The organism is Candidatus Pristimantibacillus lignocellulolyticus, from assembly GCA_023639215.1.
Taxonomy (GTDB): Bacteria; Bacillota; Bacilli; order Paenibacillales; family Paenibacillaceae; genus Pristimantibacillus; species Pristimantibacillus lignocellulolyticus.
In genome coordinates this window covers 2,862,300-2,886,039 of record CP097899.1, presented here as the reverse complement: position 1 = coordinate 2,886,039, position 23,740 = coordinate 2,862,300, and the positions used below count along the sequence as shown (strand labels likewise).

The 23,740-nt window shown below is 36.1% G+C and carries 17 protein-coding genes and 2 other annotated features (1 of these 19 running past the window's edge); of the genes, 3 read left to right on the top strand and 14 right to left on the bottom strand.

Annotated elements, in window-relative coordinates:
- Window positions 1–118 (bottom strand) — a binding site (T-box leader); it reaches 111 nt to the left of the window's first position.
- A gap of 33 nt (window positions 119–151) precedes the next feature.
- Window positions 152–384 (bottom strand) — a binding site (T-box leader).
- Window positions 385–476: 92 nt separating this feature from the next.
- The 3 genes from NAG76_12055 to NAG76_12045 all read right to left on the bottom strand — a co-directional run bounded on the left by NAG76_12055 (window position 477) and on the right by NAG76_12045 (window position 4,486).
- A complete protein-coding gene (locus NAG76_12055; protein ID URN96825.1) occupies window positions 477–1,490 on the bottom strand; it encodes an arabinogalactan endo-1,4-beta-galactosidase in 1,014 nt (337 codons plus the stop codon).
- A gap of 586 nt (window positions 1,491–2,076) precedes the next feature.
- Window positions 2,077–3,723 carry a copper amine oxidase N-terminal domain-containing protein gene (locus NAG76_12050; protein ID URN92628.1) on the bottom strand — a complete coding sequence of 549 codons (1,647 nt, stop codon included), beginning with the start codon at window positions 3,721–3,723 and terminating at the stop codon, window positions 2,077–2,079.
- Between the two features lie 127 nt (window positions 3,724–3,850).
- On the bottom strand, window positions 3,851–4,486 hold the full coding sequence (locus NAG76_12045; protein URN92627.1) for a TetR/AcrR family transcriptional regulator: 636 nt from the start codon (window positions 4,484–4,486) through the stop codon (window positions 3,851–3,853).
- Window positions 4,487–4,600: 114 nt separating this feature from the next.
- On the opposite strand from NAG76_12045, the gene NAG76_12040 reads away from it, so the two are divergent.
- Window positions 4,601–5,344, top strand: a complete 744-nt coding sequence (locus tag NAG76_12040; protein URN92626.1) for an SDR family oxidoreductase — start codon at window positions 4,601–4,603, stop codon at window positions 5,342–5,344.
- Between the two features lie 131 nt (window positions 5,345–5,475).
- Here the strand turns inward: NAG76_12040 and NAG76_12035 are convergent, their stop codons facing one another.
- Entirely contained in the window at window positions 5,476–8,232 is a 2,757-nt protein-coding gene (locus tag NAG76_12035; GenBank protein ID URN92625.1) for a hypothetical protein, read from the bottom strand.
- 340 nt (window positions 8,233–8,572) lie between these two features.
- On the opposite strand from NAG76_12035, the gene NAG76_12030 reads away from it, so the two are divergent.
- Window positions 8,573–8,965, top strand: coding sequence for a signal peptidase II (locus NAG76_12030; protein URN96824.1), 393 nt, complete (start codon window positions 8,573–8,575; stop codon window positions 8,963–8,965).
- An 89-nt stretch (window positions 8,966–9,054) separates the two neighbouring features.
- On the opposite strand, the gene NAG76_12025 is transcribed toward NAG76_12030, so the two are convergent.
- From NAG76_12025 to NAG76_12010, 4 genes are all read right to left on the bottom strand, one after another.
- Window positions 9,055–10,047 (bottom strand): LLM class flavin-dependent oxidoreductase, encoded by a 993-nt coding sequence (locus NAG76_12025; GenBank protein ID URN92624.1) that lies wholly within the window; start codon window positions 10,045–10,047, stop codon window positions 9,055–9,057.
- Between the two features lie 82 nt (window positions 10,048–10,129).
- Complete coding sequence (gene ribD, locus NAG76_12020) at window positions 10,130–11,221, bottom strand: bifunctional diaminohydroxyphosphoribosylaminopyrimidine deaminase/5-amino-6-(5-phosphoribosylamino)uracil reductase RibD (GenBank protein ID URN92623.1); 1,092 nt, start codon at window positions 11,219–11,221, stop codon at window positions 10,130–10,132.
- Window positions 11,214–11,942 (bottom strand): GTP cyclohydrolase II, encoded by a 729-nt coding sequence (locus NAG76_12015; GenBank protein URN96823.1) that lies wholly within the window; start codon window positions 11,940–11,942, stop codon window positions 11,214–11,216. The genes ribD and NAG76_12015 overlap by 8 nt, the downstream gene beginning before the upstream one ends.
- Window positions 11,943–12,286: 344 nt before the next feature.
- Window positions 12,287–12,664, bottom strand: a complete 378-nt coding sequence (locus NAG76_12010) for a metalloregulator ArsR/SmtB family transcription factor (GenBank protein ID URN92622.1) — start codon at window positions 12,662–12,664, stop codon at window positions 12,287–12,289.
- Window positions 12,665–12,861: 197 nt separating this feature from the next.
- Here NAG76_12010 and cadA point away from each other — a divergent pair, with 197 nt between their 5' ends.
- Complete coding sequence (gene cadA / locus NAG76_12005) at window positions 12,862–15,015, top strand: cadmium-translocating P-type ATPase (GenBank protein ID URN92621.1); 2,154 nt, start codon at window positions 12,862–12,864, stop codon at window positions 15,013–15,015.
- Window positions 15,016–15,134: 119 nt separating this feature from the next.
- On the opposite strand, the gene NAG76_12000 is transcribed toward cadA, so the two are convergent.
- The 6 genes from NAG76_12000 to NAG76_11975 form a co-directional block, all read right to left on the bottom strand.
- Window positions 15,135–15,989: a diguanylate cyclase gene (locus tag NAG76_12000; protein URN92620.1), complete on the bottom strand. Its 855-nt coding sequence runs from the start codon at window positions 15,987–15,989 to the stop codon at window positions 15,135–15,137.
- Complete coding sequence (locus tag NAG76_11995) at window positions 15,958–18,084, bottom strand: cellulose biosynthesis cyclic di-GMP-binding regulatory protein BcsB (protein URN92619.1); 2,127 nt, start codon at window positions 18,082–18,084, stop codon at window positions 15,958–15,960. Before NAG76_11995 ends, NAG76_12000 begins: the two co-directional genes overlap by 32 nt.
- Before the next feature lie 82 nt (window positions 18,085–18,166).
- Window positions 18,167–19,417: a glycosyltransferase gene (locus tag NAG76_11990; GenBank protein ID URN92618.1), complete on the bottom strand. Its 1,251-nt coding sequence runs from the start codon at window positions 19,415–19,417 to the stop codon at window positions 18,167–18,169.
- Between the two features lie 2 nt (window positions 19,418–19,419).
- Entirely contained in the window at window positions 19,420–20,970 is a 1,551-nt protein-coding gene (locus tag NAG76_11985) for a DUF2334 domain-containing protein (GenBank protein URN92617.1), read from the bottom strand.
- A gap of 29 nt (window positions 20,971–20,999) precedes the next feature.
- Window positions 21,000–22,451 carry a hypothetical protein gene (locus NAG76_11980; protein ID URN92616.1) on the bottom strand — a complete coding sequence of 484 codons (1,452 nt, stop codon included), beginning with the start codon at window positions 22,449–22,451 and terminating at the stop codon, window positions 21,000–21,002.
- Between the two features lie 26 nt (window positions 22,452–22,477).
- Complete coding sequence (locus NAG76_11975; GenBank protein URN92615.1) at window positions 22,478–23,593, bottom strand: hypothetical protein; 1,116 nt, start codon at window positions 23,591–23,593, stop codon at window positions 22,478–22,480.
- Window positions 23,594–23,740 lie beyond the last annotated feature (147 nt).

The window sequence follows — 23,740 nt, the reverse complement described above, 5'->3', positions numbered from 1 at the left end:
ACATTCACTTATACTGCTCCAAGGTGGTAAATACTTTGACTGCATTAGAAGACTCTCACCATCGTCTTCCTCTCTGAAAATCGTCCTTAAGTATTCGTATCCTTTTCTTAGCCTTAAAAATATCCAAATAAAAAACACACGCATCCCTAATAAAAGGGACGAGCGTGTGTTAGACTCGTGGTTCCACCCATATTCTCGATACAGATTAATTAGCTTGTATCGACTCATGATCGCTTTATCGCAGCGTCTACGGTATAAGTTACTTTACATTCACTTATACTGCTCCAAGGTGGTAAATACTTTGACTGCATTAGAAGACTCTCACCATCGTCTCCCTCTCTGAAAATCGTCCTTCAGTATTCATATCCTTATCTTAGCCTTTTCATATTGTTATGAATTATAATAAATTGCTCCCTATTAGTCAAGAGACAAACTTCTATAAAATTCACAAAATAGATTGACTCTATTCATTCAAGTTAGTTCAAAAATCCATCAAGTGCAATTGTCGGCTGCATGTTAGACTGCCATGCTCCTTTATTATAGCCACTATTGTAACCAGGAGTTGCTTGAGGCTCCCAATAGAAAACTCCTAGCCCTTTACTTCCAGATATATTGCGTACTTTCGTTTTTATATCAGCAATAAAGTTTTTAGCCGCTGTTGGTTGATTATAGTCCATCCCAATTTCTGTAATCATAATTGGTTTTCCATACAACGATATCATGCTATTGGCATTACTTATCGTCTGATTCACCTTTGTTGACCAATCAGACGAGGTAGGATAGAGAGACATACCAATAATATCAAAATTAGCACCATTATTAATTAGTCCGCCAATATTCCACACGAACAAAGAATTATCGTAACCATTTGCTAAGTGTACGATTGTCTTCGTGTTCGAACTAACAGACTTCACTCCATTATGTCCACTATTCACAAGCCAAGCGTAGTTTTGCATACTAACCGATGCTTTACCATCATTCCAAAGCATTCCGTTATTCGTTTCATTTCCGATTTGTACCCAATCAGGCGTTACCCCTTTCGCTTGCATAGAAGTCATTACATATCTTGACCAATTGTAAACAGCATCCATTAACTGCTGGAATGTGTAGTTAGCCCATGCTGCCGGCTTCGTTTGTTGGCCTGGATCCGCCCATGAATCACTATAATGCAATGTCAACATAACACTCATACCTATATCCTTTGCTCGCTTAGCTAAAGTTGCCGCACGATCGACTGTTAAATAGCCATTACCGTAATTACTAGAAGGATTTACCCATACGCGAATGCGAACGGAATTCATCTGATAGTCATTTTTGAGTATTTCCAAAATGTCACGTTGTACACCATTTTTGTCCTTCCACTTATACCCTTGAGCTTCCATGCCTGGTACCCAGCTAATATCTGCCCCCTTAGCAAAGCTTGGAGCCGCCTTAACTTCCTTAGGTTGCCATCCATGAACAGAAAGCAGTGTCAAACAAAGAAACGACATACACATTAACTTGATCGATTTCTTCCACATCATCAATACCTCCATAGTATTAAATTAGGAAAGTTTCATTTCCCACTTAGATTATAAGTAGTGACGAGTCAACAACACAGGATACTATGGAAACATTAGGTATGTTTTAGCAGTTCAATTACTAATCATTATAAAAACCCATTAAAATCTATAGATTTTAATGGGTTTTTATAATGATTGAAACTAATTATTCCGTTGATGTTCAACGTATGTGTATGCAGTATACCGTATAGAGCCTGGTTTGTTGTAATCAGCGAATAATAAGATAGACAATTGCAAAAGTAATAAGGGCGGCAGCAAGGGAAATTAAGCGAATCCATTTTCTATTGTACATGAATTCATGTCACCTCTTTCACATCATGCTGAAAACATCTTGATGTACTAATATATTAAGCAGACCATCATTTGTAAACACTTTCTCAAAAAAATATTATTACTTCACGATAAAAAAGGCATTATCATCAAATTGTTCCTAGATCGGAGAATTTGATAATAATGCCTATACTATTTCATGCAGTTGTGTTAATGATTAAGTTGGTCTTATTTATGGTTACAATTATGGTTCTCTTGTAATATAAACCTCTTCATATTCACTATTCCACTCAATTTCTGCTCCTAGTGCAGTTGCCAATGCTCTTGCTGGAGCAAAAGTAGCTCCCTTATGCGTTATAACTGGCGTTGGCCATTTTACTGTCTCACCGTTAATGATCGCAATATCACTGCCTATTTGAAGCTTAATTGTTGTATTTGTTGCTTTATCAAATACAACAACTTGATTTGTTGCTTTGTCAAACTTCACAGTTCCGCCGAACTCTTCAATAAGCTCTCGAACAGGAATCATACCGAATTTATCTTTATTAACAAAAGCTGTATTATAAGATCCGTCCTCAATATAATTCCAATAGCTCTGCTCTGTGATATGCAGTTTGTTTTTCAAGAGATCATAAATAGTAGACTCTTCATCGAAATAATTAAGAACCTCAAAACCTTGCAAATACTCTAAAGATTCGATTTTCACTTCTAGACCTGATGCTACTGGTACCCTCGGTGTAACTTTTCCGTTAACATTCCAACTTTCGCTCTCAGAAGTAAGGCTAAAACCATCAAAGACTGATGTACCTAGCTCTTCCTTCATCTCTTTACTAATTTTATAGTTTATTGAGAAAGCTTGTTTACGAATATCTAGTTTTGAGTCTACATATAGATCGAATTTGATCTCTAAAGAATCATTTAAAACCATTTCCAGCATTTCTTTTTCTTTAGTTTCAACTTCTACCATTGAAATTTTCATATCTTCAAGAGAAGTAATAATAGATTCAACTACTTCATCAATAAGAGCTTTCTTATCGGCCTCTGTAATGATTCCATCCTTGTAATCTTCTGGATCATAGATACCAAGATATTCAACCACATTAGGATCTGCCAACAATAAATTCATTACTTCACCTAATACATTCTCAATCCCTACACGATCTTCAAGTAGTGCATCTGTTAATTTTTTACCCCAATTCCATAACTCCATACCTTTTAATTCACCATGGATCTTCATCAAACCCGTTGATTGACCATTGATATCTTCTGTTACAGGAGTTGCAGATACTCTTTCGATATTAGGTAATTTTTCAATAGTGAAGTCATTTACTAGATTCGTTGCACTTTGGATAGTAGCAAGCATTTTCTCATCATCAATTACATATTCACTTTCAAACTCATCTTCTTCAAATGTCATACCATATTCATCGTACATAAATTCGTTAAACAATTTATCAGTTGTTTCACCTGTTAGATCGAAACTGAATGTGCGAGTAGCACCATCTAACGAAATGATAAGTAATGTTTCTGACATTTTCACGTCAAAGTTTATTTGTGAAAGGTCGCCTAACGTTAAATTGCCTTTAAAGGACATATTTTGTTCGTCTTGCATTTTCATTTCAGTAAGAGATACTTTTACATTAGATAAAAGACGTAACATAGCAACAAGTTCCTCGTCACTAGCAAAATACTCATCTTCAAGCAATGCCTTTTCATTAAGATGTAACTTAAACTCCATAGATGATTTGCCTTCAGTAGAAGTAACCTTTAGTGACCTTTTCAGAGCTTCATTAAGATCTACTCCCCCAATGGCTTGACAACCAGCTAACACAATCATGCTACAAATCAAAATGAAAGCAATTAATTTTTTTACACTTTTAATTTTCTGCATTAATCTATTACCCTCCTATACCTATTGGAAATAATTAGTTATATCCAATAATACTACTATTAGGAGAGAAATATGTAAACATTCTTTAATAGATTAATAATCTTCAAGCTTCACCACGAACAGTAAATTACGTTGCTCGAACATAAGATAGCAGCATCTCTTTTAATAATTTCTGCTGAATGTTGGGTTGAATATTATCAAGGTAAGAAATTGCAGACTTCAGCGCTATGTTGTTGCCAAATATTCCATATGCATTAATAACCGTCATAATAGATTCTCTAATCGGAATGTCTTGGCGCAGGGAACCATCTCGTTGCCCATCCTCAATAATTGGATCTAGCATCACAGATACTTGTCGCTGAGATTCAATGTAATCTTGGATATTAGGAAGTGGTTCCTTTGAAAAGGAAGCATAACTTTCAAATGCTTCTCGAAACCTCGTTGACTTCAAGTTAGATTGCGTTTGATTTCCAAGTACATAATCTAGTACATCTTCCAATCGTTCATATGCCGTTTTAGGAGAACTTGCAATCTGTTGAAATACTGGTATTTTTCTTTCTAGATTTTGAATTGCTACTGCAACGATTAAACTATCTTTTTTGGTGAAATAACGAAATAGTGTAGCAATCCCTATTTTTTCAGCATCAGCTATGTCTTGCATCTGGACACTATCAAACCCACGTTCCACAAATAATTGCTCTGCTGTTGATACGATACTTTGATAACGAGCATTTTTATTCTTTTCTCGAAGCCCTTCAGTCAAAGTTGTCCCCTCCTTTAATTAGTTACTATCTTTTATTTGCAATGTTATCACAAAAGGTCTAGAATAAAAAACATGATAGTTTAACTATCAAATTTTATTTATGAGGTGAATCAGATGAGATTAGATCAAAAAGTTGCGGTAATCACTGGTGCAGGTAGTGGAATGGGTGCATCTGAAGCCATTTTATTTGCAAAAGAAGGCGCTAAAGTTGTTTTGACTGATATTAATTTACAAGCTGTTGAGGCTGTTGCAGCTCAAATCGTTGAAGCAGGTGGCGAAGCCATTGCAATTAAACATAACGTAGCGTCCAAAGAAGATTGGACTCATGTATATAGTGTAACAATTGAAACATATGGCAAACTTGATATTCTAGTTAACAATGCTGGTATCTCGTTAGCAACAAAATTCGAGGATCAAACTGAAGAAGAATGGGCGCGTACTTATGCAATTAATGTGAATAGTGTAATGTATGGTATGCAACAAGCTGTTCCTCTTATGGAGCAAAATAAAGGTGGATCAATCGTTAACATTGCATCCATTTCTGCGTTAACAGGTATGGCTGGTGCAGGTGCTTACACAGCGTCTAAAGGTGCTGTTCGTTCAATCTCAAAAGCAGCTGCTGTCGATTTCGGTAAAAAGAATATTCGTGTTAACTCCGTCTACCCAGGATATATCGTAACCCCAATGAGTGCACCACATATGGAACAATACAAAGAATATTTCTTAAATCAAATCGCTCTACCAGAGCTTGGACAAGCTGAAGAAGTTGCTGCAGCAGTTCTATTCCTTGCTTCTGATGAAGCGAATCATATTACTGGTGTCGAACTTCCAGTTGATGGCGGCGTTGTAGCGAAATAATTATTAACTGAACATGTATGGTTAGCTTCCATACATTCTCGTCATATTAACAAGAAAAACGGAAATATGCCCCTGATCTGAATTGGACAGTGGGCATATTTTCCATTATCGCTTAGCATTTAAAGAGTGCATTAGTCTATGGTTGTTTCTTCATAACTCAATAGGATATCGTATACTTCGGGACTATTTTCTCCCAGTTCCGTATATAGGCCCAAGCTATATTGAATTCGATCAAACTCCCCTTCAATTGCTTCACCATTGTCAATCCCTCTCCAAGTATTCCATGAATCACTACCAATTGATCTTGTTCTAATCCATGCTTTAACATCTGTCTGCTCGAGAATCGATTCATTCCAAGTTAATGTCGCGTTATTTCCTTTGACTGCTTCGATAACTTCTGATCGAATATATCCATGCGGGACATAAGGTTGAAATATCTTTTGATCATACGTCAGCTGTCCAGTAAATTCAGTGCCGTTCAAATAATCAGGTTGAATAAATTGCCCTTGCATCGTTGCGACATCATCTACTGTTACATAAAAATTAACGTTTTCTGTTGTTAGATTTCCTATGGAGTTTTTAGCAATACGATATTCTATTTCATCACCAGATGAATTGATCATATAATCTACACCTTTAGTACCTAACCATTCCCAACCTTCATTGCTATTTTGATCTGTAAACTTACTATTCCACTGATACATCGCATCATTAGATACTCTATAGGTTGCAGCTACAGCAGCAGAATTCCACCACGAACCTTTGAAGCCTTGCGATAAGTCTCCGTTCGAATCAATATATATATTGTAATAATAATATGGGATTCCATTATCATCAGTATTAAAGTTAATATGACCTGCAACTTTTAATTTGATGTATAGATAATGACGATCATCCGTCATAGATAAGTTCGTTACATGCGCATCTTCAGCTAAATAGGTTTTCCACATATGTGATGAAGAGGAAAACGAAACAGCATCTGACTTTAGTGTTTCTTCGCTTGTGGAAACAATAGGCTCATTATATTTTTGGCCATTCAACTCTACTTTTACTCTAAAGCTATAGAAGTCTTCAGATGGTTGAGTAGTACCAGGTAATTGTAATAACCAATCTGACCACGTGTCATCTTCATATTGATATTGAATGTAATAGTTAACTGTACCACTTTCGCTACCTAGCCAACTTAGCTCAGTCATATTTTTTCTACTGTGGAATGAGTCTTCTCCTACTACTCCACTAATCCAACTTCCCGTTCCATCTTTGATCAGTTCAAGTGACGTTTGCCCATTTCTTGTCGTTACTTGAATATTGTCAAAAGTTCCTTCTGTAAAAGTTGATTCCGTCGCACCCCAATAGTACGAGCTTGCAGTATATCCAGATCTGGAATTTGTATAAATATAATCGCTGTTACTCCAATCAGTCATATCCCCATCTATTGTAATCGCATTGTTGTAGTAATATTCAGGTTTGGCTATCTCCAATTTCGCGGTGTGAGATGATGAATCGATCGTTGCAGTACTGCCTGTAAAGTAACCTGTCGAAATATTCCCGCTTTTCTCTTGACGCAATAACATACCTAGAGGTTCACTCTGAATGTCGAAGTATTGTACAGATTGCATTAACGGATGAGCATAACTCCAGCCGTACAAATCATTAATAGCATTGCTTAAAAACGTATATTTGATGCGTTCTTGATCAACTAACTCTCCATAACTTTGGGTCAATGTTCTAATAGATGAATTAGTGTCTACGTTTTTTTGCTCTAAATAATCAAGCTGACTATTATTAAAGTTCCACATGTAGGTATTCGTGTCTGCTTCACCGTTCGGACTATCCATATCCCAATATGGGAAATTATAATTGAACTTCAATATCATTTGATCCATGCTCAACTCATTTGCACCGTTAAATTCAAATCGTAATTTCAAATATTTAGATCGCTTGTCTATTCCAATCCAGCTATCAGCTTCACCTGTCCACAGTTCAGGAACTTCTGTCCATGTATTCGTATCAAACGGTAAGTTATCACCAATCCAAGCTTTTACAGAGACTGTATCCTTACTGCCTCCATCTCCTTTCCATTGTGGATATATCCAATCATATTGTTCTTTAATATCTTCAGCATGTAAGATGCTATCCATATCTAGTACGATTTCCATTGCACCTTTCTGTCCACCAACTACTTTTCCGTTCTCTTCATAAGTCGTCCCTTCAAAGCTCCAATCGGCAAATCTTCTACCATAAGTTACTTCTCCGTTAGGAGATAATGTTCGATCTAGTGAGGTCGAACCATCCCATACCAGTTGATTAGAATTCCAATAACTTACGTAACTTTCCCATAAGTAATAATCACCTAGTTCAGCAAATGATCTTGTACCATTCACAACACTTTCCATCCCTAATGAGTTAATGTATTGTGTGATCTCTTTAAGTCTAGAGTGAAAAATCAGTTGCTTGGCAGTATCTTCTTGGTACGCAACATCCCAATAAGCGATATCACATTCATCAAGGAAAATGCCATCTGCAATGTCTTGATCATTAAGCGACTTTATTGTTTCTTGTACTGCTTGTATGTATTGATCTGAATCTTCAAATTTTGATCCAAAAGGTATGTATTGAAAAACCTTTGTACCTTGCTCTTTTACTTTTGTGACACTTTCCACGTTTGTGTCGGATACAATCATGAAATCATATATCGAATAATCTGTAATACCGCTGTATTGTAATTCTCCATAATAAATGACAAATTGATGAGGCTTGGAGTATGAAGTGTCTAGTGTAAATGTGGATGGAGAAATTTCTAATATTCCTGCGGTGGTAGCATCTATAGATGTCATATTGAATTTATGATTCTGTATAACTGGAGGGATTTCATTAGTTTTCGACACGTTGTCACATCCTATAAGTACAATAATGATTATGATTAAACTTACTATCCATCTGAACATTGTATCCTCCTCTTAACAAAGTTAACTCACCTACAATTTCCATATAATAGTAATTTAACAGATTACATTAATATATGCTATTCCTATTAGTGAACAAAAAGAAACAGAACGGTTCTATCATAATGATGGAACAAGAAACCTTCCACCATCGTATATCATTAGACAAACTATTATACTGTCATACCATCCTCATATCCTCTATACGAAAGTAGGGATCATTATCTTATTTTATATTGTTGCAATTGTTGTAATTTTCATCGATCAGTATACTAAATATATCATTCGCGCCTATGTAGATATTGACCAAGCCTTTACTTTATGGGGAATTTCACTCACACATATCGAAAATAGTGGTATGGCTGGAGGTTTATTTTCAGGTAATGCACGACTGTTCGGAATAATAGCGGTATTATTCGTAGTAGGCGTTCTATATTTTCGAAAGACAGATAATATGAAGGGAGCACTAATCGATAGTAGCTTGGGCTTTCTTGTCGGAGGAGCGATCGGAAACGGTATAGATCGACTACTATATGGTCAAGTGACTGACTTTATTATCCGTGGCGGAGGGGTTCTTAATATAGCAGACCATGCGATTGAAATAGGCATGTTATTATTAATTATATATGTGCTAATTAGATGGTTCAAAAAACGTGCTCAAGTAATAGCAGAATGATCTTCTATCAGAAGATTAATAAAAAATAGCCTATAGAATAGCAAACACTATTCTATAGGCTTTTTCTCTGTGGGTCACATCATCTTTCATTACAGTAATTCTTTAGCTAACAATTGTACACATTGCAAACGGGATGCTTGCCCATGTTGATTCAAATTGAACATTACTTCTTCAAAGCCGAAGTATTCTTGATCTGCACGAAGGCGGTCGGCTACTTGGACAGCTGTCCCAACCAAGTGAATATTACGATTTTGTTTCACTGTCATTTTATCCATCTCAGTGAACTTCACCTCTGCTGCTTCTTCTGGAGATAATATTTGCCCAATCTGCCCCTTTAAGAAATTCAGGCGCCATATATCGAGTGGTTTGGCATAAAATTCTGCCTCATCAATCGTCGGTGCAACCGTTGCAGAATAGGTAACATTAATAAGCGGCTTTTCCATAAAGTAAGATGGTTCAAAATATGATCGATACGCTTCAAATACTTCTTTGTGCATCTCACCTGAGAAGAAATGAGCAAACGCATAACCAACGCCCATCTTCCCTGCTTGAATTGCACTATTGCCTGTTGAGCCAAGTAAAAATGCGTGTGGAAGATTAATATTCGTCGGAGAAGCAATAACTGAATCATATATAGTCGAATTCGGCTTGCGGTCGCTCATTAAGCGAAGCGTTGTTGATAACTTCTCATACATATCCATTCCCATTTGCGAACGACCTTCTGCCAATGCACGGGTTGCTACGGGGTCTCCTCCTGGAGCACGCCCAACACCAAAATCAATTCGTCCTGGATTAAGACCTGCGAGCGTTTTGAACACTTCCGCCATCTTAAATGGCGAATAGTGCATCATCATAATGCCACCCGTACCAATACGAATTTGCTTTGTCTTCGCAGCTAGATGTGCTGCAAGTATTTCCGGAGCTGTACTAACATACCATTGTGTATTATGATGTTCCGCCATCCACATGCGAGAATAACCAAGTGAATCTGCTAATATCGCTAACTCCTCAATAAATTGAAGTGCCTGCTGCGGAGTATGTCCTTTTGTAACAGGACCTTGATCTAATATTCCAATTTTCATGTTGTGTCTCTCCTTTTACCGAAACTGTCCTTGTTGATGAACATTATTATGATTGCTAAAAATACTTACGTACCTTAACTAATTAACTATATTGAGGGTATCCCGTAAACTTAAAATCTTTTCCTACTGGAGTAATTGTTAGATCTGCTAAATCTACAGCATCCTTCATTAGCGTGACTCCTGTGCCCTCAAGGAAGGTTGGGGCCTCGCTACCGCCGACTAATTTGGGAGCGATATATATAATGACTTTGTCTATGAGTTTATTCTCAAGAAAAGCAGCATGAATCGTCCCACCACCTTCAATTAGAACAGATGAGACAAGCTTTTCGCCAAGTATACGTACAACATCCTGCAGATCGACATGCTTAGTTCCTGTTGTTGGAAATACAGTAATACCTAACTCTTCTAGTTTGGATTTTTTCTGTTGATCGTAGTTTTGTGCTGTAAAAATCCAAGTTGGTGCTTGTTGATCCGTTAAAAGTTTTGCATCCAATGGAATTCGAAGTGTCGAGTCTAGTACGATTCGAATCGGATTTCTCCCATTAACAATTCTTGTTGTCAACTCGGGATTATCTTCTATAACTGTATTGACCCCGACTAATATAGCCATATGTTCATTACGCAGTACATGAGCATCATGTCTTGCTTCATCAGAAGTAATCCACTTGCTGTCCAACGTATGAGTAGCAATTTTCCCATCTAGTGTACTTCCAGCCTTCATCGTTATGTAAGGCTTCTTCTCCACAATGAATTTATTGAATACTTCATTCATCTGCCGAGATTCCTCTCCCATAACACCTACAACAACTTCAATACCAGCATCTTGTAATATTTTAACGCCATTCCCAGCAACTACGGGATTCGGATCAAGAGTGGCGATAATAACTTTTTTGATTCCTGCCTCAACGATAGCTAGCGCACATGGTCCGGTTCGTCCGTAATGAGAGCATGGTTCTAGCGTGACATAAATCGTACCATTTCTCGCCTGTTCCCCAGCCATGCGTATAGCATGAATTTCAGCATGTGGTTCTCCAGCCTTTAGATGAGTACCGATACCGACGATTCTATTATTGTTAACGATAACCGAGCCTACTAACGGATTCGGCTCAGTCTGACCTTTCATGGCACGTGCATTGTCTAATGCTAATCGCATATAAAATTGATCGTTACTCATTAGAACACACTCCATCATCTTTCAAATGTCCAGAACGCTTAATTTTGGTTTGTAAATAATTCGCGTTAAACTCAGAGTTATCTCCCCATATTGCTTCTCTTCCAGATAGCGTGAGTCCAGCATTTTTCATCGCAGCGATTTTCTTCGGATTATTAGTCATTAGTGTAACTGGTTTCGTTCTTAACGTTTTAAGCACTTTTATCGCATCATCGTAATTTCGAGAATCATCAACAAACCCAAGACTCTCATTAGCATCTACCGTGTCGTAACCATTCTCTTGCAACACATATGCCATAGCTTTACTAAATAAACCAATGCCTCGTCCTTCGTGATTAGCCAAATAGAACAGTGCACCTGTCCCATTATCGACGATATTTTTCATCGATTGTTTTAACTGATAACCGCAATCACATCGCTTACTACCAAATATATCGCCAGTATGGCAAATTGAATGCATTCGGATAAGTGCATCTTCGGCGTTAGCAAAGTCGCCATAGACCAATACGCTTGATTGTTGATATTCTGCCAAATTTGCAGAAGATAATTGCTTAATAACTTCCTCGTAATTATCTGTTGCTTGGCATTTACTTAACCAGCAATACCATTGAAATACATAAGTTTCACCTTCCAAATTAACAGGCAACTTAATCGGACCAACTAAATAAATTGCTCCTTTGTTTGCTTCAATCATTTGTATTTTATCTTGTAATATTTCCAGCATTTCAGGTTGAAGTTGTTTAAGCAATGTATATCATTCCTTCTAGATGAATTTGAGTACCTAATCTAAGTCTTACATGATCATTATTCCATACTTGCTTACTTATTGTAAGTAGGTACTTTAATGTAACCTATGTTTTTCAGCAAATATGAACATTGTTCAAATAAATTTTCTGACATGTACTCATTGAATTGTGTGCGTTTTTATTATTATGGTACATAATCACTTATAGTATTTCACAAGCTAGTGCAAAGTAACATTTACAAAAATAAGCGACCACTTTCCAGTTAATTACCGAAAATTGATCGCCACTCTTCTTCTATGTACGACTGAGTGTTGTCATATAGCTAATCATGAGTTGAAGTGTGCTGTAAATGATTCAACGTTTGGATATAAATCTCTTTCACATGATCGTCGTCTATTGAATAGTATACGGTCTTGCCTTCTTTACGTCGCTTTACCATCCTTACATCCCGTAAATACCGGAGCTGATGAGACACGGCAGATTGCGTCATGCCTAATACTACACATAGATCATGTACGCATAATTCATTATTAAGTAGAGCATGAATTAACTTCACTCGTGTTGGATCACCTAACGCTTTAAATGTGTCGGCCAAATCAAGTGCAGTTTTCTCATCAAGTTTATTATCACTCAAATGATTGAGATTAGTCTCGGTGCCCAAACAAGTATCGTCGCAATTCTCTTCCACTATACGAACCATCTTTTATACCGCCTTTTCATTCATTTTATTTATTATATCAGAAAGATTACGGATAAGTCAGTCATCATCTCTAGTGGTGGAGTACTCATACTCATTAATATAGCTTCAACAATGAATGAAAGATCGTTGACATATTTTCTCATTCAGCATATCATATGAGTAAGTATTCATATATTAATTTGAAAGAAGGACAGTCAATGAATGAATATCGAGTGAAAGGACTATCCTGTGGCGGTTGTGCACAGCGCATTGAAGATGAACTTAAACAATTGGAGCATGGAAAAGACTCAACTCTAAATTATAACTCTGGCAAACTTACGATTAGTCCCCAAATCTCGATGACTAAGGTTAATAAAATATTAAAGTCGGATGGTGCCTACATTGCACTCCAATTAAATGATGAACACAACCATGCAGATAATGATGCTCATGGCGCGGACGGACATCATGGACATGACCATAGTCATGGGGATCACGGGCACGACCATAGCCATGCGGATAGCAATAATAAAATACTCACATTATTGATAACTTCCGGTATACTCTATGTTGCAGCATTACTGCTGGAAGGAGTAATTGAACAACAAGCAATCATCCTTCTATTTTTAGCTGCTACGATCATTAGTGGATACACAACCTTTTTCCGCGGCTTAAAAAATCTAATAACTCTCAAATTCAATATCGATACTTTAATGACAATCGCTTTAATCGGAGCTGTTGCTATCGGTGAATGGAAAGAAGCTACACTTGTCGCAATATTGTTCGGTGTTAATGAATTGCTTGAAGGGTATGGAATGGAAAAAGCTCGACGTTCAATGGAAACGTTGCTTCAAGTTGCACCGAAGGAAGCATTAAAATTAAAGGATGGTCAAGAAACCATTGTACCTATCGCTTCGTTACAAATCGGTGACCTAGTCAAAATAAAACCTGGTGAGAAAATCCCATCTGATGGTATCGTCTCCGAAGGAAAAAGTTCTGTCAATGAAGCTGCGATTACAGGCGAACCACTACCTGTTGAAAAAGAAACTGGAGAGTCTGTTTTTGGAGGTAGCATTAATAATGAAGGATTACTTATCGTTCGCATTCAAAAAGCGTACAAAGATTCTTCTTTAGCAAAAATTCTTCACCTCGTGCAAGAAGCACAAGAAACAAAGACGCCTACTGAACTTTTTATTAATAAATTCGCAAAGTACTACACACCACTTATTATGATTGTTGCAGCGCTCGTTATACTTGTACCTCCCCTGCTCTTGCAAGGGGATTGGAAAACATGGCTATATCAAGGGCTATCCGTATTAATTGTTGGTTGCCCCTGTGCGTTAATACTTTCTTCGCCAATTGCCATTGTGTCTGGCATTACGCGTACTGCCAGGAACGGAATTCTCGTAAAAGGTGGAGTTTTTCTAGAGCAGCTTGGTAAGATTGATACGCTTGCCTTTGATAAGACAGGAACATTGACGAAAGGTGAACCTCATGTCTCCGAGTTAGAAGTATATGATGAAGCACGTTTGTTCAAGGTCGCAGGATCAATCGAAAAGTCGTCTTCACATCCATTAGCGAAAGCGATCATGAAAGAAATAGATCGTAGAAATATTATTAGCCCCGATCCAGATGAAATCGAGACGATAAATGGCCGAGGCATTAAAGCAATGATAAATGGTCAACTTTATTGGCTAGGTAACGAACAAAGTATATCGCATATTGTTATGCCGCCAACTATACAGCAACGGATTAATGAGCTGAAAGAAGAAGGCTTAACACTGGTATTAGTTGCAGATGAACAGCAAGTACTAGGCATGTTCGGTATTGCAGATAAGATTCGCGAAGAAAGTCGAGAGGTAATTACTGCTTTGCATAAGTTAGGGATTAAGCGTACCGTCATGCTAACTGGAGATCACCAGAAGACCGCCGAGAAAGTTGCTTCTGCCGTTGGAGTTTCACAGTATTACGGTGGCCTTTTACCTGAAGATAAAGTGAACCGTGTGAATGAGTTGTCAACTACTGGTACAGTCGCTATGATAGGTGATGGTATTAATGACGCTCCTGCTCTTGCTTCAGCACAACTAGGGATTGCGATGGGTAAAGGAACGGACAGTGCGATTGAGACTGCCGATATCGTATTGATGCAAGATCACTTAGGTAAGCTGCCAGAGGCAATTTCTGTCGCTAAGCATGTCAATCGTGTTATCAAATTCAATATAGCGGTATCGCTCGGATTAAAGATCATAGCTCTATTGCTAACGATTCCAGGTTGGCTTACGTTATGGATTGCGATACTATCTGACATGGGAGCAACGATATTTGTTACGCTGGTCAGCTTGACTATATTAATAGAACGTAAGCGGAGATAAAGCGGTTCTACTAGTAAATCAAATTGTGAAACCAAAATAGTAAAAGCAGCCCGCCCTTCACAACGAGGAGCGTGCTGCCTTTTAGTTTTAGATGATATTACCCACTTGAATGTCACTTTTCAAACATCATATTCCATTGTCCGCTTAGCTACTGATATTAATTCTAGCGGAGATACTGGATTTTGGGGATCATACTGCGCTGTACCTATTCTTAATTGTAGTTCAACGGCATACTTCTCTTTAAATTCATATTCATTCAATTCATTAATTTTATCCTTAAACCGTTTAATAACAATACTTGCGCCTTCAATATCCGTAAACAATACAATACCCCATGTAGGGTTTTCATTGTTTAATAAATATAATGAATCATTCGTTCGAACTAGCGATTGACTAATATCAGAAACTTCTAGCAATGCACTAGAAAACTTTTCAGCGGTCATAATTCTTTTTATTTCGTCCCAATACTTCACATTAATGACAAGCAAGGTAAGTGGGATTTTATACCTTTCTGATAAAGCCATAAAAGTTGTGATGTCTTGCTGATACGAAAGTGTATTCTTTAATCTTGTTTTCTCATCAAGCATAACAAGCGTTAAAGATTGTCGCTGAAGGTGATCATTTTCCTCTTGTAATTTTCTATTCGTTTGAGTTAATAACCATGCCAATATCGTCACAATTGGCGTCATAACAAGCCAGAAATAATTAGAAGTACCTACAAGTTCTCCTAAGGTTACCGCTTGATATATTGTAAAAGAGCCATACCCAAAAATAAATAACAAATTCAGTATTAATCCTGTCATCATTGTTGAGAAGTAAGTGATAATAGCAATTAAAAATGCAGCGTTTAACAAAATAACATTTACTACGTATGCATTTGGATCACTTGAAACAAATATTGTCATAACAATACAGACAACTATAAATGATAAAAATGCTACATCAGATAGAAAGCTGTTTTGAAATCGTTTCATCATTTTTCCTCCGCTTACGCCAGTATTTGCGAGTTAATAACAGTAATGATACTATTGCAACTGTCATTGTAAGCATGGCCGAAATCACGAAATTCTGCACATCCTTACGCTCTAAAATATTTGATACTGTTGAGCGCGTTGGCAAATCTTCCTTAAAGCGATAAATTGATAAATTACCATCCGTATCTGTAATTACACCATCACCATACAATTTCCACAATGCATTTTCAGCAGATATTAATTGAGCTGCTTGAACGTAGTATTGTGGTTGTGCACCAGTAATGACCATTAGACCGAAACCTTCACTAACAGGTGATTGGATTAATTGTAATGATCCAATTCGCTTGCCATATTCCGATTCTATGCTCTTCTTTTCATTTGAAATAAAACCTTCACCATTTTGGTCATACTTAAAGTACAATCGCTCATTATTTTCTCTAATAAATTGATTGTTTTTGTACGAACCGATCGCGATAATCTGTTTGTTTTCTAATAAAGTGGAATCAACTGAATTAAAGTACACCTTTACTTCCCCGTGATTTGTTTGTGCATACTGACCTAACAAATTGAAAACATTTGAGAGTGAAAGATAATCCGCGCTATCTGTTTGTTCCGGCAGAACAACTGCTACAGAATTATACCCACCGTCTCTTAAAAAACTAGCTGGATAATAGTTAAACAGTAAATCGTTCAAATCAGTCGTATTCAATTGCATGATGGACGTGTTATCAATGTAAGCCCAAGGAGTTTGGTCTTGATTATTTACACATAATAGACCTTCAATCTCCAAATCAAAAGCAACCGTTACGGTAAAATTCCCATTCACGTTAAGATTTTGAGGAATTGTTAACTCTAACACATCTTGATTTGCCATAACTTCTGATAACTTCTTACTCCCGATAGGCTGATCATTAATTAGTACAGTCACTAATGAACGATTAAAATTCAGATTTTGTGAGTAGCGAAGATCAATCCGAATTTTACTAGCTTCTGCTATCGTTTGATTAGCAGGTAAGGATACAAAGTAGCTTTTTTCGTTATGCATTGGACCTGTTAACTTATCGCCAGCTTCAGTTAATTTAATATACTGGCTTTTCGCTACTACAGGAGTCAAAACCTCAGTACTTACATCAATCCACTTTTCAGAAGCAGTAGTTTGTGATATTAACTCTTGATTAGCTACATATCTACCAGCCTTTGCTAAAAGCTCATCGTTATTAGATGTAACGACTAGAATATGTTGCTGACCAATTTGAATGAGTTTTAAGATCGCCTTATCTTCAACTTCTAATTTCCCAACCTTTTGAGCCACATCGGCAGGTAAATTATTATATTTGCTTACTAACAATAGAAATTCTTTTTGCTCAACTTCTGTATCACTTTTCATTAAAAGTGGGATCTGTTTATCCCCATCTACTTTAGATTTAGATAGACCTGAAAGACTATAAATCGCTGCCTCTAATTCTGTAGCTGATGCATTCTCATTTACTACAACGGTATTGGTTTCAGCGGATAACGTATCCATTCCATTAAACAATTTAATAAACTGGCTTATACTATCTTCAATTGGTTGTCGGTCAAAACCTAATTTGATGATAGATGAGTCCTTGATTGTTAACCAATTATCAGAATAGTCTTCAACCACACATACATTATACATATCCTCATTACTATCAGTCTTCCGATTTCCTTCGATCATTAGTGTATTCGTACCAGAAATAATTAACTCTGCAGGTATATCAATTAACACTTCTTGATTTTGAGCAACAACTGGTCGGAAAGAATGAAACGGAGTTCCATTCAAATATATTGTCAAGCTAGATGTATGTTCGTTAACAAGAGTCGATGAATCATAATTAAGCTTTAACTGCACATCCTTCACATCCCAGTAATCTTCTACCGTAAAGTATTGATAATTAGTAGATTGATAGCCTGAAATTGATGCACTATTGAGTTGATATTCATATAGCTGCGTTGAAGCTTTAGCTTTATTCAACTCTGTACTTCCTAACTCCTTCGCATCTACATTCTGATTGATAGAAAAGAGTATACAGAAAGTGAAAATAAATGCTAACACAAACTGTTTTTTATCCATACTTAATCCCTCGCTTTCTGACTGTGTCAATAATTATGTGTAACTGAAATATCTTTCTCTCTAGTTTCAAAACTTGCAATCTCTAGAAACGTTCTGTTTTATACCATTTCACTTCACGTTTATATATTACATCTTTTATATAATGATAAAATCCGTAGGCAGCTACAACCATCCATAGTTGACAGTAGGTAATATACATAAGCATAATAATCCATACATTAGATAGTCGCATTTCTCCTTTCTCTGTCACAAGTGTAATAAATGTTCCTACGATAAACAATATAACCGCTAATAACCATAAAAAAGAACTAAGACTAGCAATCGTTGTTTGAACATATCCTAAAGCATGCAAAACTAAAATGGCATCAGATACTATTAAAGAGGTCAATAGCAAAAAATATATAGATAAAAAATACAAAATATCAAACCTAACTTTTTTGGCAGAACGATCAAATAGTAAAGGAATATTTTTAACAATGACATATATATTTCCCTTTGCCCATCTCGTTCTTTGCTTGAACCACACCTTTAAATTTTGCGGTTCTTGTTCCCATGTTACAGACTTAGGTTGAAATTTGATTCGATAACCTAAACGATAGATTTGAAAACTAATTTCTGTATCTTCAGCTATCGCCTTCGTATCCCACCCGCCAATTTGATCAATAATCGTTCTTCGGAGTATAAAGTTTGTACCTGGTATCGTACAAAGCTGAAACAAATTCCATCTTCCCGCTTGTGCCATCCATTGAAAAGATAATGTTTCAATATTAATAAAACGTGTCAACAGATTTACATTTCGATTTCTTGTTCTAAATTTTCCAATAACTGCTCCTAATGTATCATCGTTCATAAGTTCAGCAACTAAGTATTTCAGAGCGTTCTTTTCTGGAGTATTATCTGCATCATAGATTGCAATAATTTCCCCTTTACTTGTCTGAAACCCAATATTTAATGCATTGGATTTACCCTTACCACCTGTTTCAGCATCCGTATTGATAATGACTAAGTTTCTGAGAGCGTGTTGCTCCTTTAAATGTTGAAGTAAGTCTTTGCTATTATCAGAAGAATTATCGTTGATAACAATAATTTCATAGCGATCGTGTGGATAATCTAATGCTAGTAATGATCGTACAGTCTGTATGATGACTTTAGCTTCATTATGAGCAGGTACCATGATGGAGACAAACGGTGCTTCTCCTTCAATGATAGGGATTTTTCTTTTGTCATTTTTAATGTAATATAAATATCCGGATATAATTAATACAACATTAACTAGCAACAATGACCAAATACTAATAACCGAGAACAGCATTAAAAAGTCTGCGATGGTCATTCTCATTCTCCTTCCCTAACATATTTTTTCCTATACATTCGATAACCAATAAATAATAAAAACATAAAGATAATCAGAATAATAATGATAAGAATTATGAATATCTTATTTTGAAAAGTAAAGAACGTCTCAAAGCTTGCATCCTGCTCTTCAACATAAGTATAATCTGAGGTTATATCCGTATAGTTTCGATGCATAGCAACGACAGCGTCGTTAATTTGTAAAATACCTTGGCTTGAAGTAATCACATTTTTTTCAGTAGTAACTCGATGTGCAGATGATTTAAAATCATGAAACTGATACCAAGCTCCCGATAACCATCTCAATTGATCATCAATTCCTTCAAGTTCGTCTATATCTAGTGTTAGTACGATATTCAAGGGGAGATCGCTTATTAATTGACTAGGCAAAGCATACCCTTTCCATTTATCCAAGGAGATGCTATATAACGAGGAATCGAAAGTATTGACGGTATTCGTTGGTTGATTACTCATTACTTTGATATTTGGAAGCATAATTGTGGAATCATAAAAGGCTAATCCTTCTGACATATAATACTTGTCTTGAAACCAATACATTTCCGCCGTTGCTCCTAGCGGAGCCACTTCATGACTTACCAAGAAATCAATATATGATACTATGTTTTTCCTTAATATCGTTAAGTCCCCACTATTTGCAGAATATACAGCAGGAGTATCTACAATAATCGTACCATTTCGTGATTGTATATATTTCAATGTTTCAGCGTATCGTTTTGCGGCAGGATAATCAAAATTATTAAAGATAGGTTTGGAGCTAACTAAAAATGGAATACCCGCTTCATACAACGTGTCACTAATCTCTCGCAACTTATCAAAATCTGAAAATGGATAAACATCTGTTAACATTACATGTAGTTTCCCTTGATCAGATATATTTAACCAATCTTTCAATATATAGGCTGCACTCCACTCACTTACATCTGATTCATTGTAAAAAGAAAGGTAAGCATACTTATCATTGTTCAGTCCATATGGTGCATGGATACCATCAAGCTCAGATTCAAGTGTTCCATATGTGTGAGCATTTTCAGAAAAAGACTGAATAATAACATCATTTTTACTTAATAGTAAAGAGTCGTTGAATCCATCAATTGTTATATTAACGGTTGTTGATTGCTTAGATTGAACTGTCAATTGTAATCCGTTTACTAATTGCTTTGAGGGGTTTATACCTATATGCAAATATTTTCCTTGATACTGTTCGATATCTCGCATAAGTACATCTACTCCAGCAGTTTGTGCCACCTGATTTCTTAAAATGATAACGTAAGTAAAATCATCTACGTCACCTTGCTCATAATTTTCAGAATCCAAGACTGTCACATTTACTCCTAAGCCACCTAAGAGACGCTTAAGTGAGTCAACATTTCCCTCTTTTGAAGTGCCGGTTGCATAACTATCGTACACTAACAAAACATTTTGTCTATTTTGTTCAGCATTTACAGCCTGACTAGTCCAGAGGACGGAAAGTCCTATTACTAAAATAACAATTCGTAATACTAAATGTTTCATACTATTAGCCTCATTTCTACGTCCTTCCATCATAGTTTGCGACCTAGCCAACTTGAGATAAACAAATATGTTATCACATCAAAACATGCTGTGAATAGAAATTGGTGTTTAGCCAAATCTGCATCTCCTGCACCAACAATTGAAACAAGCATAGCAGAGATAGCTATAGCGATTAACGTAAGCATTAAAGGGAATGTAATCATCGCTTCCCTATCCTTTTTCCGAATTGCCGAAATAATTGTTGGGGCAAAGTATCCAATAATTACACCAGACCAAATGACGATAAAGCCGAATGTTTTAGGAGCAGAAGCTTGCTTCATATCACTGTATAAGGAGAAAAAGGAAGTTTGGGCACCAAACTCTTTCCCTACAGATATTTCATAATTCCCCATTGCTGCAGGACGTATAGCAAAACCAGTTTTCGCTGCTAAATCCATCATTTCTGCGGCTTTGTTCGGATGCATAATATAGTATGCCAAGATTGAAAAAGACCCATATTTATTATAATAATTTTCTAGAAGCATATTAGAATTAACATCGACTGTTGAGTAAGGTAAATAATAAATGTCCCCACTTAGTACGGCATATTGCCGATCGATACCGAAGGATTCTAAGGCTGCCTCAGGATCAGAGGAATTTAATAGTATCCCCCTATTCATTGCATGAAACATATTGATGTTTTGAAATTCATCACTAATTAATATATAAGAGCCAATTCCTGCAAATAAAATTGTGGAAAGTGAAATTGCTGTTATGATTCGATAAATTTTATTTCTCTTTACAAATATTAATAAGATCCCCATGAATGCAATGATGACACCAACTGGAGCATTTTGTTGCTTACTCGTTGTTAGAAGCAAGCTGGCAGCTGTAAATACGATTAATAAAACATAAACATTATATCTACCCACTCTTATGAGCAGTAGAGATGCAACCATGTATATTAATGAAATAAGTACGACACTCTCACTAAAAAACGAATTAAAGAAAGCTGTATATGCAGTATCTGCAAAAATAAATATTGTAAGAAGACTAATAATATAGGCTTTTATATTTCTAAGCTTCCAAGTCAACGCCTCAACTAACAAATAGATTCCAATTACATATAAAACCAAATAGATTGCGGCTTGTATCCTGATATCAAATATTTCTGAACTGTAAAACCATTGATTAATAAGGAGTGACAGTTTGATAAATATGGATTGCGATGAAAAAATAGATGATCCATTTTCGTTGAAATATTGAAAAATCCCATAATTTTTAATGAAATAACCTAAGTATTTACTGTCATAGTTAGGATCATTAAAAAACAAACCGTTGCTATACAAAATTCGAAAGTAGTCTCCGTTATCAGCCATTCCAATATAAGGAGGCACGAAAAGTGTAATTATGGCAATAATAAATACACCAATAGCTGCGACCGATGCCGGTGTAATATAATATCGCTCTTCTGCCTCATATAGATATTCTCTTAACTTCATAGTTAATCCAGCCTTTTCACTTATATTTAATAGGCGTAAGCTAATAGTGCTTGCAAATTATCAAAAGAATAGGCTTGCATTGACCCTAAATCACCGTATGCCCCATATAATTCACTGCCTTCTTTAAGTACCTGAAACCGCTCCATCTGATTAATACTTTGCTTGTATAACTCTTCGTCTCCAATCTCTGAGCCAATCATTGCAGCAATCGCATAGATTGCAGTAGATTGAATATCAGTTTTAGGAGTACCATCTTTAGCATATTTTCCGTACAAAGTTCCATGCTGCACATTCTTCTTAATATACTCAATACTTTCAAGTCGTTGCATGCCAACTTCCGCAAGCGATAAAATCGTCAGCATTGATTCAATTGTATTAATATCTTCCGCCTGATAGTCCTTTGTTTCATACGAGTATCTCGTTTCATAAAAGGGAAACTCGTCGGATAAATAACCATTTTGCATAATACTGCTCATTTGATCTATATGTATCTGTTGATCAAGATGATTCGGAATATAGCTTAATGTACGTAAATCAATATAACACAGCGTTATGAAATTATTCTGAACCCTATAATATTCATCATAAAAATCAAACAAATTACCGTTTTGAGTATTATATTTCATAAATCTTTCCGCATATTGATTAGCTTGCTTATAATAACTATCATTTTCAAATATTTCTGCTGCTTCATATAGTGCTCTAATGATTCTAAGATCATCAACAGCTGCATTCACCGTATATAACTTATTATGTTTTGGGCTATATCTGTAGCTAAAGCCACTTTCCGTCAAAAAAACCTCTTGCGAAAGCCTAAAACTATCATCAAACTTATCCTGCTGATCTGTTAATGCATAGTACCTCATTAACAATCCCATAGATTCGCTCAATATCTCATGACCAGTGGCAAAGGAATCATTTTGATCAGTATCCTTCAGGTTAGTAAATACTCCTTGGGAGCCCATTAACTTTTCAGTAATAAATAAATGCAGTTTTTGTTCACGGTTTTCATTGTTTTCGTTATTACTGTATTGATGTTGTAATCCTATACTGCGATCTTCTATTGTTTTGTCACAAGAGGTCAGAATAAAGACAACTAATACAATCAAGGAAAACAAACTTTTAGATTTCAATCGGAACATAATAATCGTTTCCTTTTCTCTAAAGATATTCAAATAAATACAAGTTTTTTTGAGTTATTACCATTTTACCATCTACAAGACGTTGAAAGTAGAGTTAGTCAAAACTACCAAATCTTTAATACTATAAGCATAAACCTATATCGGAAT

What these genes read in the sequence shown, in the direction of transcription:
- NAG76_12040 (URN92626.1), top strand. Translation starts at nt 4,601, where the DNA reads ATGAGATTAGATCAAAAAGTTGCGGTAATCACTGGTGCAGGTAGTGGA.
- NAG76_12050 (URN92628.1), bottom strand. Translation starts at nt 3,723, where the DNA reads ATGCAGAAAATTAAAAGTGTAAAAAAATTAATTGCTTTCATTTTGATT.
- NAG76_12055 (URN96825.1), bottom strand. Translation starts at nt 1,490, where the DNA reads ATGTCGTTTCTTTGTTTGACACTGCTTTCTGTTCATGGATGGCAACCT.
- NAG76_11995 (URN92619.1), bottom strand. Translation starts at nt 18,084, where the DNA reads ATGGATAAAAAACAGTTTGTGTTAGCATTTATTTTCACTTTCTGTATA.
- NAG76_11975 (URN92615.1), bottom strand. Translation starts at nt 23,593, where the DNA reads ATGTTCCGATTGAAATCTAAAAGTTTGTTTTCCTTGATTGTATTAGTT.
- NAG76_11980 (URN92616.1), bottom strand. Translation starts at nt 22,451, where the DNA reads ATGAAGTTAAGAGAATATCTATATGAGGCAGAAGAGCGATATTATATT.
- NAG76_11985 (URN92617.1), bottom strand. Translation starts at nt 20,970, where the DNA reads ATGAAACATTTAGTATTACGAATTGTTATTTTAGTAATAGGACTTTCC.
- NAG76_12015 (URN96823.1), bottom strand. Translation starts at nt 11,942, where the DNA reads ATGCTGGAAATATTACAAGATAAAATACAAATGATTGAAGCAAACAAA.
- cadA (URN92621.1), top strand. Translation starts at nt 12,862, where the DNA reads ATGAATGAATATCGAGTGAAAGGACTATCCTGTGGCGGTTGTGCACAG.
- NAG76_12025 (URN92624.1), bottom strand. Translation starts at nt 10,047, where the DNA reads ATGAAAATTGGAATATTAGATCAAGGTCCTGTTACAAAAGGACATACT.
- NAG76_12010 (URN92622.1), bottom strand. Translation starts at nt 12,664, where the DNA reads ATGGTTCGTATAGTGGAAGAGAATTGCGACGATACTTGTTTGGGCACC.
- NAG76_12000 (URN92620.1), bottom strand. Translation starts at nt 15,989, where the DNA reads ATGAAACGATTTCAAAACAGCTTTCTATCTGATGTAGCATTTTTATCA.
- NAG76_11990 (URN92618.1), bottom strand. Translation starts at nt 19,417, where the DNA reads ATGACCATCGCAGACTTTTTAATGCTGTTCTCGGTTATTAGTATTTGG.
- ribD (URN92623.1), bottom strand. Translation starts at nt 11,221, where the DNA reads ATGAGTAACGATCAATTTTATATGCGATTAGCATTAGACAATGCACGT.